We start from the raw sequence: 19159 nt of genomic DNA, 5'->3' as shown, positions 1-19159 counted from the left end.
GAGGATTCTGCGCCTTGCCGGACAACGTTTCTGCCGGCTGGCCGAAACGGCCATCATCATCATCTGTCGAAGCACCGAAACTATCCGTGGACGGCGCTCCGGCTGCATCGATTCACGCCGGCATCAGCATCGGGCCCCCGCTCACACTGAACAGCTTCCCAAAGACGGCCGATCTTCGGAGATTCCACACGTCGGCACCCAAGAGGTCGCCACGGGCGGGTGGCGTCACAATCGCTGTCCGCCCGCGCAGGTGGTCGAGAGCGAACGGCCGGCTTTGCCCAAACGGTAACCAGCCGCTCCACCGGAAATGGATAAACGTTCGCTGGTATCTGACTGGGCAATGACCGGGAATTCACTGCCGGTCGCAGGAAACGGCAACCATCGCTTCCCCGTGAAGGGTGTGGCTATGTAGTATCTCGGTGGCCCAGAAATGTGTCGTAGGTTGCTGCTCCGTGGTGCTGTCGGAATCCTTTGCCCGGATATCGCACCCGGTGCGCATCGGGTGGTCCTGGGCGGGAGATGCCGAGCTCCTGGATTGTGGGTCTCCTGCTGGTGCTGGTCGGGGGTCTGGGGAGACCGCCCAGGGACCGGATGTCAGCTGCGGTTCGGCTGTAGGTCGTGGTTCCTGGCCAGGATGAGGAGCGTGAAATCTGCCATGGTGAATGACCCTCGAACAGGTCTGTGCCCTGCGGCTCTGACGGCCACGGAGCCGATCAGCATAGTCGGTGGGAGGCCCGCGGGAGCCACCGCCGTGCCGGTCGTTCCAGCGCAGCGCAAACGCCCTGCCGCCTCGGCCGTCGCTGGACCGACAGGCGCTTCCGGAAATATGGTATGTGGTAACGCCAGTGGCCTTCTGGCCGGTTTCTGGCAGACCAGTCCTTATGGCGTCGACGGCTTTCTGTGGCGTGCCGGGACGATCCGCCGCCTTCCCGGGAGCAGCCGTCCGATCGCCATGAGCCAGGCTGGGACCGTGGTCGGGGAGACCACCGGGCGACACATCCGCCAGGCCTTCAGCTGGAGTTACGGCGCGCACACCACTCTGCCGTACCTGGGTGGGCAGGACCAGCTGGGTGGGTACATGAGCACCGCCGCCGCGGTGAACTTCCTGGGTCTGGTCGTGGGCTGCAGCACCACGGACAACGGAGAACAGCACGCCTGTCTGTGGTCGGGCGGCGCCAGCCGGGACCTCGGCACCCTCGGTGGACCGGGGAGTTCCGCGGCGGCGGTCAACGACCTGGGCCAAGTGGTCGGGACGAGCCTGACGTCGACCGGGACCAGCCGCGGGTTCATCTGGTCCAACGGTCGCATGCGCGATCTTGGCACCCTCGGCGGAGAATGGAGCAATGCCATCGGTGTGAACAACGTCGGCCATGTGGTCGGAAACAGCGAGTCACCGGACGGTCAGGCCCACGCGTTCTGGTGGCGTAAGGGCCGAATGACCAGTCTGGGCCCGCTCGAAGGGGATCAGCACAGCGAGGCGGTTGCGGTGAACGGCCGTGGCCAGGTACTTGTCCGCAGCTACGGATCGTGTGTTCGAGGGTTTCTGTGGGCGCACGGCCGTCGTACCGAGATCCGTGGCATCGGCGCGGGATCGGTCGATCCGGCCGGGCTCAACGACAATGGCGTGGTCTGTGGAACGGTCGGGCTTCCGAACGGTGAGGGGCACGCGTTCCGCTGGCAGCAGCGTGTGCTCACCGACCTCGGCACGCTGGGTGGTCCGCTGAGCGCGGCCTACTCCGTGACGGCCACCGGCATCGTGCTCGGAGAGGCAGAGGAGGCAGCTGCTCCCGTCTCTCGCCCGGCCTTCTGGGCGCCGTAGTCGCTGCCGAGCAGCATCTGTGTCGGGAAAAAGCGCGCGCGAATGACGCAAGCCCAGAAATCGGGATTCCTGTCGAGGCCGGTCTGGTGCGTGCGGCAGAGTTTTACGAACGCGAAAAATCAGAGTTGGCGTCCATGCGGAGACCCCCGTTCTCCGCTGGCCGACTGGCCGATAAACATCGTTCCCCCGTTGCTGTTCGACATCCCCGAGCTGTCACACAATTACCACGTGTACGCCATCACCGTCGGCTGTGGGCTCGCTGATGCCCGCTTCTTCCCAGGCCGTGTTCGAGATCTTCATGACGTCGCCGGGGATGGCGACGACCACGATCTTGTGGTTCTCGAGCAGTTTTTCGAGCAGTGACCTGATGCGGGCGACCTCCACACTCGTGTGCCCGACCTGAAGAACGCAGGAGCGGCCGTTTTCGAGATAGATTATCCCGTCCGGGACATGCCCACCGGCGGCGATCAGATGCTCGTTTTCTATCCGCCACTGCCGCTCGCTGAGCCAGCGCCGTACGGCCATGCCGGAGACGCCGTTGCGTTCCAGGCTCAGTCGTGCTCGAGCCACCATCGCGTGATGGACGGCCGCGGCCGGGGCGCCTGGCGGCGCAGCGGGAGCGCCGTCGCTGGTGCTGACGAACTGCTCTCCGTCCGACGTCAGCCGAACGAGGCGGCCCTGGTTGGCAAGCACGGGTTCGGCGTGGGCGACCCCCGCGTTCACCCAGCGGGTGACGATCGACCGGGTCGCGTTTCGCGAAATGATCCGGTCGGGATCCAGGATCTCAGGTATGTCGGTTTCGAAGGCGGCGTACATGTCGAAGATCCACTCAATCGCGCGCAGGTCGCGTGTGTTGAGGCGAACTTTCCCCTCGTCGGCCCTCTTCCGCGGTATTTGGCTAGCCACCGTTCTGTCTTCCTCCATGGACTCGCGGTATACAACTCGCCAGTAGGGTTGTTGGAAATTTGATCCCGGGCGGAATCTGGTTCGATGAACCAGGAGTATATGACGAGGTCTGTCGATGACGCATGAGCGACAGTCGACTCCGAGGCCATCTCCCGCTGGCAGGCACGTAACCAGGTGATAACCAGGCGCTCGCCCAATAGTGAAGCGAGAGAGGCGGGTTGCCTGGGTCGCCGATCGCATCCTGAGGCGCCGGTGGCCAGGCCGATGGCCTCGGCGGCCAGGTCGATACCCTCGGAGGCTAGAGGTGGGAGGGGCGGGGCGGAAGCAGGGCTGACCGGTGCCGCGGCGAATACCCAATCCGAACACACGCATACACCTGTCGCTTGTGGGGTGACCTGAAGGGCCGAAGGTTCCGTTCGGGCGGGACGGGTCCGGTGTGCGCAGACGCCGCTGATATCGCTCGGTTGCCCTTCGGATGCAGGGTGGCGGTTTTCCGGTACCTCGCTGCCGCTTCATGTCACGCTAGCCGACGGAGCTGCGACGCTGTGTGAAAATCCCTGCTTCGACCGGTTCCGGCTGTGCAGGCGCTGCTGCGTCCGGTCCGGTGGAGTCCGGATGGTGCGATCGGGACGCGAACCACATGGCCGAACCGAGTCGACGTCACTGAGGTTGACGTCACTGAGGTCGACGTCACTGAGGTCGACGTCACTGAGAAGGATGTCGCGGGCCACGATCCACCGGATCCTCACCCGCTCCGGGACGGTCATGCCCACCAGGCGGACTGCCAGGCGAAGCCACCATCCATCTCACCCGCGACCACCAGCCCACCGGCCGACCCCCAGAAAAAACACGACAGTTGAACCCCACTGAGGGTTCAACTGTCGCCGGCCACCCGAGATATCACAGTGAGCCGGTGAGGGGACTCGAACCCCTAACCGCTCGATTACAAGTCGAGTGCGCTACCAGTTGCGCCACACCGGCCGGTGCCCTGACGATACCCGACGTGGTGCGGCGGGAGGTGCCGCCGGGCAGGCCTGCGGTCAGTGGGCCTGACCCGCTGGTCGCAGGCATCAGTCAGGCGTCGAGGCGGCTGGCGGGCACGAGGCCGCCGCAGGCGCGGCGTGGGCGGCGGTAACGCCCGGGCCATGCCCGGGCCAGCGTAGTAGCCGCGCCGGCGGGCGGTGTGCTGGATGGCGAAGCCGGCGGATGCGACGCATCCTCACCAAACTCCGGGCCCGCGACCGAACTCAGGCTGTCATCGCCGCCTATGCGGCCCGCCTCGTTCAGCCCGGCGCCAGCAGAGCGGCATCGGCATCGGCTCCGTCTGCTGGTCGCCACCGCGCCGAGGCGTCCGGGCGCTCGGGGCGTTCGGGGCGTTCGGGGCGTTCGGGGCGTTCGGGGCGGGAGACGAGCAGGATCCTACCGACGGTCTTCCGGTTCTCGACTGCCAGGACCATGGACGTGCCCGGCTGTCTTCCGCGAGCGCATTTCGGGTATGCATTTCGGGTATGTAGTGCAGTCCAGGCCTTTGCGCTGTTGTCCGGGCTGTCGGTTGTGGAGAACGGGGCGTCGCGGATGGCCAGGAACACGGGTATCAGGATGACCGGCAGGGTGCAGCCGCTCGTCGGACTGGCGGCGGTGGCCGCGCTGCTGGCCGCCTGTGGCAGTTCATCGTCCCCTGCGGCCGTGCCGGGGGCACCGTCGGTGTTCGGTTCCGCCTCGGCCTCGGCCTACCCGTCGGCGGCTGGCAGCGCTTCGTCTGGCTCCGGCACCGCCGTGGCGGGGGGCCCGGGCGGAACGAGTGTCACGTCCACGGGAGCACCGGGGGGTCCGATCGGGGGGGCCCGCTCCGATGCGCGCAGCTGGTCGAACCAGCCCGCTTCGGTGCCGGCTCCGACGCGGACCACCCCCGTGCGGGTGGTCTCGCTGCGCAGCGCGCCGAACGAGGAGAACGGTGTCCGCTACGAACGCCTGGTCGTCGAGTTCACCGGCGGTACGCCCGGATATCAGGCGCGGTACGTCACGGAGGTGATCCGGCCCGGTTCGGGGGCGCCGCTGCCGCTGGTCGGCCAGGCCCAGCTCGAACTGGTCCTGAGCTCGGCGACCGCCCACGACGACCAGGGCGCGTCCACCCTGCGCACTGCCTCGAGCGGCCAGGATGCCGCCGGCGGACTGAGCTATGCCGTCGCCGGGGACTTCGAGGGCATGGTGCACATCGGGGTCGGCATGGCGCGGGTCACCGACTTCCGGGTCGTCAGCCTGACGTCGCCGGACCGGCTGGCCATCGACTTCCGCTCCTGATCTGCCGGGCCGCCGATCTCCGGCGATCCCTGGGGCCGTGGATATCCCGCGGCTTCTCGGATCTGTCGGTATCCGTCGGTATCTGTCGGCGCCTGGTCCGATCGGGCGATCGCGGATGTGGTCAGCGTCGGCCGGGGGCGGGCGCGGCCTGCGCGCCGCCGGTCCCAGGCCCGGCGGACGGTGTGGGCTCCGGACGGGGGATGTTCGGCAGCGCGGTCGGGGCGACAGTGGCCGCGGGCGTGGTCTGGACGGCGGGTGTGGCAACCGTCGTCGGTGGGAGTGCGGTCGGCTGGTGCGCGACCGGTCCGGACGGGTCCGACAGACCCGCGCCGTCCGGTGCTGCGCCGCCCGGGCGACCCGGGCCACTCGGGCCGGCCGGGCCACCCGGGGCGGCGAACGGGACGGCCGTCGCCGCGGCGAAACCGATTGGCGGCGGCGTCGGCCGTGGTGGCGCGGCGGGCAGCGGCCGTGGTGGGGTGGCCCCGGTCTTGGCGGGCACTCCGGCAGGCAGCTTGGACACTACCGTAAGCCGGCCCTCGCAGATCATGTCCAGTGGGGGGCTGTTCGCGTCGTTGATACAGATACGGTCGCCGTCAGCGGTGACCGCGAGCTCGGCGTCCGGGCCGGCGGCGGACGTGGTGGCCGGTATGGGGGCGACCGGCGGGGCGAAGCTCCGCGTCTGGCGGTCGAAGACGATGACCACGCCCGCGTCCTGGTCGGGAACGTAGATCCGCCCGTCCTGCCAGACCGGTGCGCCCAGCCGACGTGCCGGCTCGGGGGTCGCTTCCGGACGGCTGGCCCGCGGATCCGTTCCGCTCGGTGCGGCAGTGGCCCCAGTGGGGCCCGAGCCAGCCGGGCGATCGATGTCGGGCAGCGTGGGCGGGGCGGGTGGAGTGGATGACCCCGCCGGGGGAGACGCGTCAGCCGGGAGATCGACGGATGTCACCGTGCTGTGCGCGAGATCGGCGATCATCAACCGTCCGGTGCTCGGATCGAGCACACCGGCCAGCCCGGTCGGGGAGCGCCCGGCCGCGACCAGTCTGTGGGCAGCGGTGCTGGCGGCGGTGGGGTCCGCCTGGCGGGCGAGCGCGGTCGAACGGCCGGGGTGTCGTCCGATGAGCGGGGTCACGCTGGCCGCGGTGGCGTCCAGGACGACGGGCTGATCACCCGAGAGCACCACGTCGATCGCATGCCCCGGTGGGGCCACCCGGATCGCAGCGGCGGGCACTCCGTGCCGGATCGGGACCACGGTGCCACGGGTCCGAACGGGCGCCCACAGTGTTCCGTCCGCTGTCCGGGCGGTGCTGCCGATCGGCCCACCGAGGTCGAGCACTGGCCCACGCGGGGTGAGGCGCGTGCGGTCCAGACGGAGCACCTGCCCGCGCGGGCCGTCCGTGGCGTAGACCGCGTCCGGGGCCACCGTCACGATGGCCCCGGACGACAGGGCCACAGCGCGGGCCGGGGCCAACCGCTGCGGTTCGATCACCTGGAGCAGGTGGGTGTCCGCGTCCAGGACCAGCAGGTTCGGCCCGTCGGGGAAGACCGTCAGGTGGTGGCCGGCCGCTGCCGGTACGGTGATCGCCGCGTCCGCCCGGCCGGTCGTGCTCTGCAGGTGGGTCACCACACCGGCGGTGTTCCAGGGTAGCCAGACGTCACCGTCGGTGGACCACATCATGACCGGCGGGGCGCCTGCGGCCGAGAGCAGCAGGCCTGCGGCCAGGCAGCCCGTGGCCGTGGCGATGGCCGTGGCGATCTTGGTTGCTCTGCCCCGCGGAAACACCACGACTGGCCTCCCCTGACTACTCGATGCCCCGGCCGGGGCCCGACCTGACTGTCCGGGCCGATCGGGGGACGCCATGGTCATGGCGCCTGCCAGGCAACGGGGCCGCAGGGGTGACGAGCAGCGGCGGCCCGACGTTTACGGCGGGCCCGACGTTTACGGCGGTGTCCGTGCGAGCGCGCCACCCCGCCCGTTCGCACGGACACCGCCTGGTGAGCGCTGCGGGAGGGGCGCAGCACTCACCATGACCCGCGCGTACTGCCCAATACGCACGGGAAGTCATTGTGTTTTACGTGATCACGTTGTTGGAGGAGTGGCTGCCTGTTCGGGCGGAGCATCCCCTCTCGCAGCGTTAGACGCGACACCCGGCCGACAGGTTGCGACCTGATTGCTGCCATTCGTGATGTCGTCGCGTAGCTGTCGCCGTGCAGCTCGGGGTGGTCGCGTCTGGTGACGGACATGTCTGCCGGCCGACCATCGGATCGACAACTTCTTCTGGGCATCGACACAACGAAAGTCGTTCGTCCGTCGTCTACCGCAGTGGAACGGGAGCGCACCTTCGGCGACGGCCGGGCAGCGATCGTTCCCGGGCGGAACCCCCCACCGCCCGACTGGCGGACCGGGTCGGTTGTCCCCCCTACCGGCCTGGTCCGCCTTCCAGCCCGCTCTGGTCCTGCCCCAAGGAGCGCACGGTGATGAGTAGTCCGACCGATCCGACCGTTGCGACCGGAGGCGTGGCGTGACGGGGCGCGACGACGGCACCGGTCCGCTGCGCGGTGACGAGTTCGGGATGGCCGAGTTCGCCGCGGTCTTCCGCAACGTCGTCGCGAACGTCGAAAAGGTGATCCGGGGTAAGCGTGACGTGGTCGAACTCGCCACGATCTGCCTGTTCGCCGAAGGGCACCTGCTCATCGAGGACGTTCCCGGGCTCGGCAAGACGTCACTGGCCCGCAGCCTCGCCGCTTCGGTGAACGCCGGATGCCAGCGCATCCAGTTCACCCCCGACCTGCTGCCGGCCGACATCACCGGCACGATGGTCTACAACCAGCGGACCCATGAGTTCGGCTTTCGCGCCGGGCCGGTGTTCACCAATCTCGTCATCGGAGACGAGATCAACCGGGCGTCTCCGAAGACGCAGTCGGCATTGCTGGAAGTGATGGAGGAGGGGCGGGTCACCTCCGACGGAACAAGCTATTCCGTGCCCCGGCCGTTCATGGTCGTGGCCACGCAGAACCCGATCGACATGGACGGCACCTACTGCCTGCCCGAGGCCCAGCTGGACCGGTTCCTCATGCGGTTGCGCGTGGGGTATCCATCGCTGGACGCCGAACTGGAAATCCTCGAGGGCACGCAGGTGGGCCGGACGGTTGACGACCTTCAACCGGTGATGCGGGCCGAGGATGTCATGGCGCGATCGGCCCAGACGCTGGCCGTTCACGTCGCCCCGAACCTGCGCCGTTACCTCGTCCAGCTGGTCGCGGCCACCCGGACCATTCCCGACATCGTCCGGTTGGGGGCCAGTCCGCGGGGCAGCATCGCGCTGCTCCGCGCCGTGCAGGTCCGTGCCGCCGCCCACGGACGGGTCTTCGCCACACCCGACGATGCCAAGGCCGTCGCCGGCGCGGTACTCGCCCATCGGCTCGTGCTCAGCCCGGAGGCGGAACTGCGGCGTGTCCTCGCCGAGGACGTGGTCGACGAGATCCTGCAGTCGGTGCCCTCCCCACGCCGGCTCATCGGGATCTGACCGTGCCACCCCGGGGGCGACCGCCGCGTCCCGACGACCAGCCGACGACGATGCGACGCGCCAGCGGGACCGAGGCGGACACCAGACCGCTGCGCGCCGACCCCTCCGATCGGGCCGGGCGTGCCGCTCCCGACCATGGCCCGTGGCGTGCTCCGCGGACTCCGCCGGGCAGCACTGGCCCCGTCGTCCGAGGACTCGGTGAGCGGCACCGGCCACGACCGGTCACACCCACCCCGGCCGCTACACCCGTCCCCGTCCCCGCGCCGACCCCTGCTCCTGCCCGCCGGCCGCCGCTGCCCGCCCCCGCCCCGGCGACCGCCCGTGAGCCGGCGAGTGCTCCTGCGCCTGCGGCCGTCCGCCAGCCGGAGTCCGCGCCTGTCCGTATGCCTGCCCACAGGTCCGCTCCGTGGCTGGGCGCCGGCCTCAGGACCAGGGACACAACCGGGCCGACGTCGGTGGACGCGGTCGCACCGCGGGCCCGGGCCCGGGCGCGGCCGGCCCGGTCACGCCTACGGCCGACACCGCTCGGTTGGGGCCTGCTCGCCACCGCCACGCTGCTGCTGACCGGTGCTCGGCTGGTGCACTACCCCGAGGTCGGCGTGCTCGGCGGTACCGCCGCCGCGGCCGTGGCACTGTCCCTGGCCGTCGCCGTGCGGCATCCGCGGGCGTCGGCCGAGCTCAGCGTGTCGCCGCACCGGGTGGCGCGGGGGGAACCCGCCACCCTCGAGATCACCCTGCACAACCACTCGCGGTGGACGGCGCCCACTTTTGTCGTCCGCCTGGCCCTGAGCGTGACCACCCCCCGTTCGGAGCAGGGCGCGGCTGCGGCCAGCTCGCAACCGTCGGCCGGGGATGCCGGCCCGTCGAGTGGAGACGCCCGACCCTCGCGGGCAGCCCCGCCGCCCGAACTGCTGCTGGTGCCGATCACCCGGCTGGCGGGCGCCGGCACCCGCACCGTCGACGTGGCCCTGCCGACCGACGAGCGAGGCGTGATCGCCATCGGCCCGGTCGAGATCACCCGATCGGACCCGTTCGGACTGCTCACTCGTAGCCAGCGACTACCCGCCACCGCGACCCTGCACGTCCGGCCACCGGTCCGGCTGCTCGCCCCGCTGGCCTCGGCGCCGTCACGTGAGCCGGACGGCCAGACCGGACATGGCACGGCCGGGGGGCTCGAGATCCACACGCTGCGGCCCTACGCGGTGGGTGAGGATCTCCGCCTGGTGCACTGGCCTTCGAGCGCGCGGGCCGGCGAGCTGATGGTCCGTACCCACATGGATCCCACGGAGCCGGCGGCCACCGTGGTGCTCGACGTCCGGCCGGACGCCTACCCCCCCGGTCCGGCCGGACGGGCGGCGTTCGAGTCGGCTGTGGACGTGGCCGCCGCCGCGGTGATGACCTGCGCGCGGGAGGCGTTCGGGGTCCGCCTGGTGACCACCGCCGGACTACGTGCCCTCGGGCGGCGTCGGCGGCGCGACGCCGACATGCTGCTCGACGAACTGGCCGCCGTGGAGCTGACCGGCGACGCCACCCTGGACGTCCTCGGCACGCTGCGGCGCGGGGGGCTGGGCACGCTCGTCCTGGTGACCGGCGGCTTCGACCGGTCCGCCGCAGCCGCTCTCGCACCGGTCGGACACGCCTACGGACGGGTGGTGCTGGTGCGGGTCGGACCACGATCCGAGGCCACCGCCCGGGCCGTGCTTCGGCGCGACTCCACCGACCGGGCCCGGCTGCGGCCGGCCTCGCCCGTGCGTGCCTGGGGCCGCTCGTCGATCGCGGGCGTGGTCGGCCCGCGGGGCGGGACCGCCCATCTGGCCCGAGCGGGGGGTGGCGGCACGGGAACGGTCGGACGGCTCACCGTCATCGATGTTCGCGACGCGGCGGCACTGGCCGACAGCTGGCCGGCCGCCTGGCCGCGAGGACGCGGCAGCCTCGGGGCGGGGCGCCGATGAGCGGGCGCACCCGCCTGGCCGCGCTGCTGCTGATCGGCGGGCTCGTGTTCGTCGCCGGTTACGGGTGGCACCAGGTGTTCGCCGGCCCCGAGATCCTGGTGGACGTCGTGGCTGCGGTGATCCTGCCCGTGACGCTGGTCGCGGTGCTGGGTGGCCGGCACCAACCATCGTCACCGGTCGTGACGGTCGTCGCGTGGAGTAGCGGATTCGTGGCCTGGGCCGCGGCGACCATCGCCGTCCCGGCGGGTGGGGTGTGGTCCCGGCTGCACCTGGTCGGATCGGGGGTGGTCACCGGGTGGGCGCGGCTACTCGACACGGCCGTTCCGGTACCGGCCGAGGCTGATCTGCTGCTGGGGCCGGTCGCACTGACCTGGCTGGCCGCGGCGCTCGGCGCCGAACTGGTGGTCCGCACCCGGACCCGGCTGCTACCCGCACTGCCGGGCACGATTCTGCTGCTGGTCACGGTGGGCTATGGCACCGCGGCGGGTGGTTCGGACCTGCTGGCCGCCGCCGGGTTCGCCGCGCTCGCCGCCCTACTCGTTCAGGTCCGCCGGCCCCGGATCGGGACGGCGGTGGGCGCAGCGGCCCGCCCGGCCACCCTGGCCCGGCCGGTGGGTGCGGTGATTGCCGTGGTCGCGGTGGGGATCGGACTGGCCGGCGGCCCGCTGCGGGTCGACGACCGTCCACCCATCGACCCGCGCAGCTACCGCGCGCCCGCCGCCACCGCCGTGGCGGACCTCAGCCCGCTCAGCCGACTGGCCGGCTGGACCGCCCATCCGGACCAGGTCCTGTTTCGGACGGCTCTGACGCCGGCGACCACCGGACCGGTGGCACTGCGCCTGGCCGTCCTCGACGCCTATGACGGCGCCACCTGGACGGCCACCACCCGCTACCTGCCGGCGGGGACGGCCTCCGCCGGCTGCCCCGAGGTCGCCTGGCCAACCGACACCGGCGCCGCGGTGACGCAGGAGCTGACCATCGCCGGGCTTGGTGGTCAGCTCATCCCGGTGTCGGGGCAGCCCAGGCAGTTCGCCGTGCTCTCGAGCCCGTCCCGTCCGGTCGCCGCGACCACAGCCGGCCAGCCAGCGCCGGGGCGATTTGCGGTGGCGGCCTGTGCCGGCTCGTTGCTGCGGACCGAGCCGCTCACCCCCGGCACCCACCTTCGGGTGCAGTCCTGGTCGCCATCCGTGCTCACTCCTGCCCAGACGCTGGCCCTCGCCGTGTCCGCCGCGCCGGCCGACGCCCGCGACCGCGCCCTGCCGGCCACCGTGCCGCCGGTGCTGCGCAACCTGGCTACGATCGCCACCGCCGGGGGCAGCTCGCCCTACCAGCGCGCCGCGCTGCTGCGGCAGTACCTGCGGGCGAACTTCGTGTTCGACCCGACCGCCCCCGCGGGGCACAGCCTCGCGCAGATCGCCCATTTCCTCGAACAGACCGGACGGGGGACCTCCGAACAGTTCGCCACGGTGTTCGTGCTCGCTGCCCGGCTGCTCGGCCTGCCCGCCCGGCTCGTCGTCGGCTTCAGCGCCCCCGGCCCGGATCCCAGCGTCCCCCGCACGGTCCATGGCGCCGATGCTCTGGCCTGGGCGGAGATCCATTTTGCCGGTGCCGGCTGGCTGCCCTTCTTCCCCACGCCGATGGCGGGTGACGTGCGGGGCGCCGCCGTTGCCGGGGCCGCCCAGGGCGAGTCCATGGCGCAGGCCGAACTTGTCAACGCCGTGCTCGGCGTCACGGTGGCCGTGCCGTCCGGTGGGGCTGTTCCCGGGACGGATCCGCGCCCCCGGCCGATCAGCCCATCGCCTGGCTGGTCCGACTGGGCGCGGGGGGTCCGGCTGGCGGGAACGGCGACCCTGCTCGTTCTGGCTGGTTATCTCGGTCTGGCCTGGTCCCTGCCGGGGCTGCGTCGCCGCCGGGCACGGCGGCGCGGAACCGAACGGATGCGCATCGTCGCCGCCTGGCGACAGGCGTTGGACGTACTGGCCCGAACGGGCCAGCCGATGCCGCCCGCCGCGAGCCCGGCCGAGGTCGTGGCCATGGCCGCGGTCGCGGTCGCCCCGGCGGGTGGACCGGCCGGCACGGCGCTGCGCGGGTTGGCGGAACTGGCCACCGTCGCCCTGTTCGGCGATCTGACCGACAGTCGGCTGCGGGCCGCCCCCGGCCGCGGCGGCGCCGCCGAGGCCTGGCGGCAGACCGACGCGCTGGAACAGGCACTGCACAGGTCCGTGTCCCGACACCGCCGCATCGCGCACCGGATCGCGCCCGTCGCGGTGGCCGCCGAGGTGCGGGCAGCCGTCGGTCTGGGTGAGCCTGCCGACCTGCGGGCAGCCGCCAAGCCGCGGGCAGTGGCGGGGATGCGGGGGGCGACCGAAACGCGTGGGGCTGCGGATGTCCGTACGGCCGTCGAGACAGGTCGGCTGCTGTGGGCGGCGTCGAACCCCGCTCGGGCCTGGCAGGGGCAGGCCGACGCGCCCCACGTGATGACAAGTGGTTCTCTTTCAGTTACATCGGGTATTGGAATGTGGGTAGGTGAACAGGGGGAGGAGTAGTCATGGCACAGACACTGAAGCGAGCGGACGCGCGGACGGGGGCATCGGTGCCCGCCCGGGAGGCGGTGCCCGCCCGGGAGGCGGTGCCTGCCCGGGAGGCGGTGGGGACCCGCGGGTGGCAGGGGCATACCCGGCCCGCCGGGGCGGAGACGTCCAACGACGAAATGGCCCGGCAGGTGGCAAGCCAGACCTCGTCCGATCGGATGGCAGAAGAGGTCTTCCAGCGGGAGCGGAACGGGGCGCTGACGGACAAGGAAGCGGCCAAGAGCGAGTTGCTGCGTCGACCCGGGCGGTGAGGCGGGTCCTCGGGCCGGCCGGACAGCCCCCGGGCCGGTGGTCACCCGAGTGAGGCGGGTCGTCCCGCGCGTGGGGGCGTTCGCCCGGCGTGACGGGCCGGCGTGCCGTATGCAGGATAGATGGGACTCGACGTCGACCGGCCCTTCACCGATGCCGGTACCCCTGCGTCGGCCTGGCAGCAGTGGGAGCCGGGCTGGCCGGAGTTCGATCTGAGCGACCCGCCGCCACAGGTGGTTGTCGTCGCCCCCCATCCGGACGATGAGGTGCTCGGCGTCGGGGGGCTGCTCGTCCGGCTACGCGACCTGGGTGCGCGGATCGCCGTGATGGCCGTCACTGATGGTGACGGGTCGCATCCCGGTTCGCCGACACTGTCGGCCCGACAGCTCGCCGAGCAGCGCATCACCGAGCAGCACGCGGCGCTGGCAGCGCTCGGTCTCGGGGATACCCAGGTGCACCGGGCGGGGCTGCCAGACGGACGGGTCGCCGGGCACGAAGCGGCGCTCGCCGCGCTGGTGGAGCCGCTGTTGACCGCCCGGACCTGGGTCTTCACCACCTGGCGGGGTGATCGGCATCCCGATCACGAGGCGACGGGACGCGCGGCGGCGCTGGCTGCGAACCACGCCGGGGCCCGGCTGGTCGAATACCCCGTGTGGACCTGGCACTGGTCGGTACCCGATGATCCGGACGTGCCTTGGTCCCGGGCGAGGTCGGTGACCCTGCCCGAACGGGTGATGCGGGCCAAGGAACGCGCCGTCGACTGTTACCGCACGCAGATCGCCCCCCTGTCGGACCATCCCGCCGACGCCGCCGTTCTTCCGCCGCCGTTCCTGGCCCGGCTGCTGCGTTCGACCGAGACCGTCTTCATCTGAGCCAACCGGGTGGCCGGGCGGCCGTATCGCGGCTACTGTCGACCTACCAACTGCATACCGCTGCCGCTCACGCCCGTGCGGGAGAGTCCCGGTCACCACATGGCCGGGGCGCCGAAGGAGCAAGCTCTCCCCATAAACTCTCAGGCCCCCAACCGCCGGGTCAGGCAACTCTGGAAAGTGGACGCCGAGGCGTCCCGCCGACGGTGAAAGCCGCCGCCGACCTCGCGCGCCCGCCCGTCATGGCGAGCCCGCGGTCGAGGCGCGGCGAAGCTCTCAGGCCATATGACAGAGGGGGAGGCCCGTCGCGGCACCGGCGCACCCCGTCGGTTCCGCCCGACCTCCGGAGCGGCCCATGACGCACGACGGCAGCAAGCAGAACACCCCGCCGGTGGCGGTTCCCCCCGGGTCCTATCCGCGTTTCGCCGATCGGCACATCGGCCCGGGCCAGAGCGCCCGCCAGGCCATGCTGGCCGCGCTCGGCCACGAATCACTGCGATCCCTGACCGACGCCGCCGTGCCCGCGATCATCGCCGACAGCACCCTTGACCTGCCAGCCCCGCTCGACGAGCCGGCCGTGCTGGCCGCGCTGCGGGCGCTCGGGCGGGCCAACCGGCCGGTGCCCTCGATGATCGGTCTCGGCTTCCATCCCGCGGTGATGCCGGGCGTCATCCAGCGCAACGTCCTGGAAAATCCGGCTTGGTACACGGCCTACACGCCCTACCAGCCAGAGATCTCCCAGGGCCGGCTCGAGGCCCTGCTCAACTTCCAGACCATGATCACGGATCTGACCGGGCTGGCGGTGGCCGGTGCGTCCTTGCTGGACGAGCCCACCGCGGCGGCCGAGGCGATGCAGATCGCGCTGCGCCGGGCGAAGGCCGGACGGCGGGTCTTCCTGGTCGACGCCGACACACTCCCGCAGACGATCGCGGTCGTGGCGACCCGCGCCGAGGCGCTGGGCGCCACCGTCGAGGTCGTCGAGCTCGGCGGCAGTGCGTCGCTGCCCGCCGAGCTGTTCGACTCGGCCTTCGGGCTGCTGGTGTCCTACCCTGGGCCGGGCGGAGCCCTGCGTGACCACCGGGGTGTGATCGCGCAGGCCCGCGAGCGAGGCCTGATCGTCACCGTCGCCGCCGACCTGCTGGCCCTCACCCTGCTGCGCTCGCCCGGCGAGCTCGGCGCGGACATCGCGGTCGGAAGCACCCAGCGGTTCGGTCTGCCCCTGTCGTTCGGCGGCCCGCATGCCGGCTATCTCGCCGTCCGTTCCGGTCTGGAACGCACGCTGCCCGGTCGGCTGGTCGGCGTGTCCATCGACGCGGCCGGTGCCCCGGCCTACCGACTTACCCTGCAGACACGCGAGCAGCACATCCGACGAGAGAAGGCGACGAGCAACATCTGCACCGCGCAGGTGCTGCCGGCGGTGCTCGCCTCGATGTACGCGGTCTACCACGGCCCGCAGGGGCTGGCGGGGATCGCCCGACGCGTGCATGGCCTCGCGGTGCGCCTCGCCGAGGGGCTGCGCCTCGGCGGAATCACGTTGGGTGACTCGTCGTTTTTCGACACGGTTGTCGCCGCGGCACCGGGCCGGGCCGCCGAGGTGGTCGCCAGCGCACTCGAGCACGGGGTGAACCTGCGCCTCGTCGATGACGATCACGTGGGCATCTCGTGCAACGAGACGACCGTGGAGGCGGACCTGCGGGCGGTCTGGGCCGCCTTCGGGGTGCCACCGGCCGCGGCCGCCGAGGTGACGACGCAGGCCGAACTGGACGGGCCGATTCCGGCGACGACCGCGGTCGCGCTGCCCGCCGCACTGATCCGCACGGAGGGATATCTCGAGCATCCGGTGTTTCACGAGCACCGGTCCGAGACCGCGATGCTGCGCTATCTGCGTCGGTTGTCCGATCTCGATCTCGCCCTTGACCGCGGAATGATTCCCCTCGGTTCCTGCACGATGAAACTCAACGCCACCACCGAGATGGCTGCGGTCACCTGGCCGGAGTTCGCCGACATCCACCCGTATGCCCCGCTGGACCAGGCCGCCGGTTACCTCACCCTGATCCGCCAGCTCGAGGAATGGCTCGCCCGGATCACCGGCTATGCGGGTGTCTCGGTGCAGCCGAACGCCGGCAGCCAGGGCGAGCTGGCCGGGCTGCTGGCGATCCGCGCCTATCACCGTGACCGCGCGCCGGCCGGCGCGCCCGTGCGCGACGTGTGTCTGATCCCGTCATCCGCCCATGGCACGAACGCGGCCAGCGCCGCGATGGCCGGAATGCGGGTCGTCGTCGTTGCCTGCGACGATGACGGAAACGTCGATCTCGACGACCTCGCCCGGGCCGCCCGGACACACACGGACGTCCTCGCCGCCCTGATGGTGACCTATCCCTCGACGCACGGGGTGTACGAGGAGGGCATCGGGCAGGCCTGCGCTCTTGTGCATGAGGCGGGCGGTCTGGTCTACGTCGACGGGGCGAACCTGAACGCGCTGGTCGGCCTCGCGAAACCGGGCCAGTTCGGCGCCGACGTCAGCCATCTGAACCTGCACAAGACGTTCTGCATTCCGCATGGCGGCGGCGGTCCGGGGGTCGGGCCGGTGGCTGTCGGTGAAAAGCTGCTGCCCTATCTGCCCAACCATCCGCTGCGGACCGAGGCCGGTCCGACCACCGGGGTGGGGCCCATTTCCGGGTCGCCGTGGGGATCGGCCGGGATCCTGATGATCCCATGGGCATACATCCAGATGATGGGCGCAGACGGCCTGCGGGAAGCCACGTCGGTGGCCGTTCTCAACGCCAACTACATCGCCCACCGGCTACGCCCACACTATCCGGTTCTCTATTCCGGCCGGGACGGTCTCGTGGCGCACGAGTGCATTCTTGACCTGCGACCGTTGACGCGAGAAACCGGGGTCACCGTGGACGACGTGGCCAAGCGCCTCATCGACTACGGCTTTCACGCGCCGACCATGTCGTTTCCGGTCGCGGGTACCCTCATGGTGGAGCCGACCGAAAGCGAGGACCTCGCCGAGATCGACCGTTTCTGCGATGCGATGATTGCGATCCGGGCGGAGGCGGAACAGGTCGGCGACGGAACCTGGCCGCTCGACGACAATCCGCTGCGCAATGCGCCGCACACCGCGGCGATGGTAACCGCCGACGACTGGCCGCACCCCTACCCTCGTTCGGTCGCCGCCTATCCGCTGGCCACGCTGCGTACCGGGAAGTACTGGCCGCCGGTGCGGCGAATCGACGGCGCCTATGGCGACCGCAACCTGGTGTGCACCTGCCCGCCGGTGGAGTCCTTTGCCGACCCGGTGGAGGAGGAGGCGGCGCTCGCCACCGTCGGCTGACCGTCCCGCTCGTGTCCCCGGCGGCCGGGCGGACGTCCTCGGACCGATGCTCCTGCCGGGGATCAGGCCCCGCCGGGGATCCAGGCCCGCGCGGTCCGCGCGGGCCGGCCGGCCGGCCGGATCCGATCCCGGCCAGCCGGGAGCGCGTCCACGTCGCGCCGTATCGGTTATGCGATACGCGATGGAACGGTGTTGGCGCGTAGTGAATTATGTCGGAACGTAGTGCCGTTCGTGGCGCAGAGTCATTCTTTGTGATTATCGGCAACACTTCCGTTGCGTGACATATTGCCGACTCCCTGCGTTCCGTGGCCGATAGCCGGCCTGTCGATCGCCCTGCGGGCCGGTTGGACCACCCTGCTGTTGACCACAGATCTGCCGGCGCCAATAGTTGGACCCACCGGGCTGGTGGAAAACGGGGTCTGCTGCACTAGGGTCGGTCGATGATGGGACAACAGAAGGGCGGGGCCGATGGATCCGCGGATGGAGAAACAGGTCGCTGCGCTCCGCCGTAAGGCGGTGGATCTGGGGCTCGGGCCGGCGCTGAAGCTGGTGCGAGACAATGTTGTGCCGACTGCGCGGCGCAACCGCAACGATGATCGACACTTGGCGCTGCTAATGTCGTTCGTGCTTGCCGAGACGTCGAACTGTATTGATGTGGGTGCGCACCGTGGCGACGTGCTGCGGACAATCCTGCGGCACGCTCCGCACGGCACACATGTCGCCTATGAGCCGCTGCCGCACATGGCCGCCACGCTCCAGGCCGACTTCCCCACCGTGGACGTGCGCCAGGCTGCGCTTTCCGACAAGCCGGGTGTCCTGCCGTTCACCTACGTGCGCAGCCGGCCGGCCTACAGCGGCCTGCGCGACCGGGTGCCGGACACCGAGGACGTCGAACAGATCGAGGTCACCGTCGAGGTCCTCGACGACGCGCTGCCGGCGGACTACCGGCCGGCTCTGATCAAGGTCGACGTCGAGGGTGCCGAGTACGGCGTCTTCCGTGGCGCCACCAAGCTGATCGCGGCCAGTCGCCCGCACCTGGTGTTCGAGTTCGGCGCCGGCGCCCGTGACTACGGGACGACCGCGGACGACATGTATCTGCTGGTTGACGGGGATCTCGGCCTTCGGATCTTCGATCTGGACGGTGAAGGTCCGTACACCCTGCCGAAGTTCCGGGACACCTTCGAGACGGGCCGGCACTTCAACTTCGTCGCGCACCCCTGACCGCGCACGTCGGGCGTCCGGGGGCAGGACGTCCGACGTTTTAGTGTGATGTAAATCACCTTATTGTGGGCCCGGTTTCGGTCTGGGCTGGCCTTGCGGTCGACCTCGCCCGTTTGGGCCGGATATGGCGGCGTCGGTCGGGCCCACCCGGCAATGCCGGCCTGGCATCGCCGAGTCGATGCGCGGGTAGTTCTCTCTCACCCGCCCGGAAAGCTCTCACGTCGAGTGTCGATATCAGCACTCGGCGTGCCGGTTTCGCCGAACTCGGCCGACGCGGGCGGCTCGGTGTGATCGCCGGCTGCCGGCAACGGCGGTGGCCGGTACTCGTTGGGAAACGGGGGGAGTGACGGATTCGGCCGCAACGCCGATACTTTGACGCTCCGGCAT

General features: G+C 70.9%; 12 protein-coding genes, 1 tRNA gene and 2 riboswitches. Of the genes, 9 read left to right on the top strand and 4 right to left on the bottom strand.

The genetic code is table 11. The features are described 5' to 3' along the window. Positions 1-952 precede the first annotated feature (952 nt). Complete coding sequence (locus ND747_RS18485) at positions 953-1819, top strand: HAF repeat-containing protein (RefSeq protein ID WP_251734920.1); 867 nt, start codon at positions 953-955, stop codon at positions 1817-1819. Positions 1820-2032: 213 nt separating this feature from the next. On the opposite strand, the gene ND747_RS18480 is transcribed toward ND747_RS18485, so the two are convergent. The 3 genes from ND747_RS18480 to ND747_RS18470 all read right to left on the bottom strand — a co-directional run bounded on the left by ND747_RS18480 (position 2033) and on the right by ND747_RS18470 (position 4182). After that, positions 2033-2743, bottom strand: a complete 711-nt coding sequence (locus ND747_RS18480; protein ID WP_251734918.1) for a hypothetical protein — start codon at positions 2741-2743, stop codon at positions 2033-2035. Between the two features lie 890 nt (positions 2744-3633). Continuing rightward, a tRNA-Thr gene (locus ND747_RS18475) sits at positions 3634-3706 on the bottom strand. 302 nt (positions 3707-4008) lie between these two features. After that, positions 4009-4182: a hypothetical protein gene (locus ND747_RS18470; RefSeq protein ID WP_251734916.1), complete on the bottom strand. Its 174-nt coding sequence runs from the start codon at positions 4180-4182 to the stop codon at positions 4009-4011. 142 nt (positions 4183-4324) lie between these two features. Between ND747_RS18470 and ND747_RS18465 the strand changes: the two genes are divergently transcribed. Continuing rightward, the gene (locus ND747_RS18465; protein ID WP_251734914.1) at positions 4325-5026 is read left to right on the top strand and encodes a hypothetical protein; all 702 of its coding nucleotides are present in this window, start codon (positions 4325-4327) and stop codon (positions 5024-5026) included. Positions 5027-5147: 121 nt separating this feature from the next. Here the strand turns inward: ND747_RS18465 and ND747_RS18460 are convergent, their stop codons facing one another. Continuing rightward, complete coding sequence (locus ND747_RS18460) at positions 5148-6809, bottom strand: hypothetical protein (RefSeq protein ID WP_251734912.1); 1662 nt, start codon at positions 6807-6809, stop codon at positions 5148-5150. A 787-nt stretch (positions 6810-7596) separates the two neighbouring features. On the opposite strand from ND747_RS18460, the gene ND747_RS18455 reads away from it, so the two are divergent. The 7 genes from ND747_RS18455 to ND747_RS18425 all read left to right on the top strand — a co-directional run bounded on the left by ND747_RS18455 (position 7597) and on the right by ND747_RS18425 (position 18772). After that, complete coding sequence (locus tag ND747_RS18455; RefSeq protein ID WP_251734963.1) at positions 7597-8550, top strand: MoxR family ATPase; 954 nt, start codon at positions 7597-7599, stop codon at positions 8548-8550. 455 nt (positions 8551-9005) lie between these two features. Next, positions 9006-10502, top strand: coding sequence for a DUF58 domain-containing protein (locus tag ND747_RS18450; protein ID WP_251734910.1), 1497 nt, complete (start codon positions 9006-9008; stop codon positions 10500-10502). Next, positions 10499-13048: a transglutaminase family protein gene (locus ND747_RS18445; RefSeq protein ID WP_251734908.1), complete on the top strand. Its 2550-nt coding sequence runs from the start codon at positions 10499-10501 to the stop codon at positions 13046-13048. The genes ND747_RS18450 and ND747_RS18445 overlap by 4 nt, the downstream gene beginning before the upstream one ends. A gap of 2 nt (positions 13049-13050) precedes the next feature. Then, entirely contained in the window at positions 13051-13344 is a 294-nt protein-coding gene (locus ND747_RS18440) for a hypothetical protein (protein ID WP_251734906.1), read from the top strand. Positions 13345-13464: 120 nt separating this feature from the next. Continuing rightward, positions 13465-14214, top strand: coding sequence for a PIG-L deacetylase family protein (locus tag ND747_RS18435; RefSeq protein WP_251734904.1), 750 nt, complete (start codon positions 13465-13467; stop codon positions 14212-14214). Between the two features lie 67 nt (positions 14215-14281). Next, positions 14282-14379, top strand: a riboswitch (glycine riboswitch). Then, positions 14380-14510, top strand: a riboswitch (glycine riboswitch). A gap of 56 nt (positions 14511-14566) precedes the next feature. Then, complete coding sequence (gene gcvP / locus ND747_RS18430) at positions 14567-17551, top strand: aminomethyl-transferring glycine dehydrogenase (RefSeq protein ID WP_251734901.1); 2985 nt, start codon at positions 14567-14569, stop codon at positions 17549-17551. A gap of 480 nt (positions 17552-18031) precedes the next feature. Beyond that, entirely contained in the window at positions 18032-18772 is a 741-nt protein-coding gene (locus ND747_RS18425) for an FkbM family methyltransferase (RefSeq protein WP_251734899.1), read from the top strand. Positions 18773-19159 lie beyond the last annotated feature (387 nt).

This window comes from Frankia sp. R82 (assembly GCF_023716925.1).
GTDB lineage: Bacteria > Actinomycetota > Actinomycetes > Frankiales > Frankiaceae > Frankia.
The sequence above is the reverse complement of the archived record's forward strand: the minus strand, read 5'-3'. Positions and strand labels throughout refer to the sequence as shown.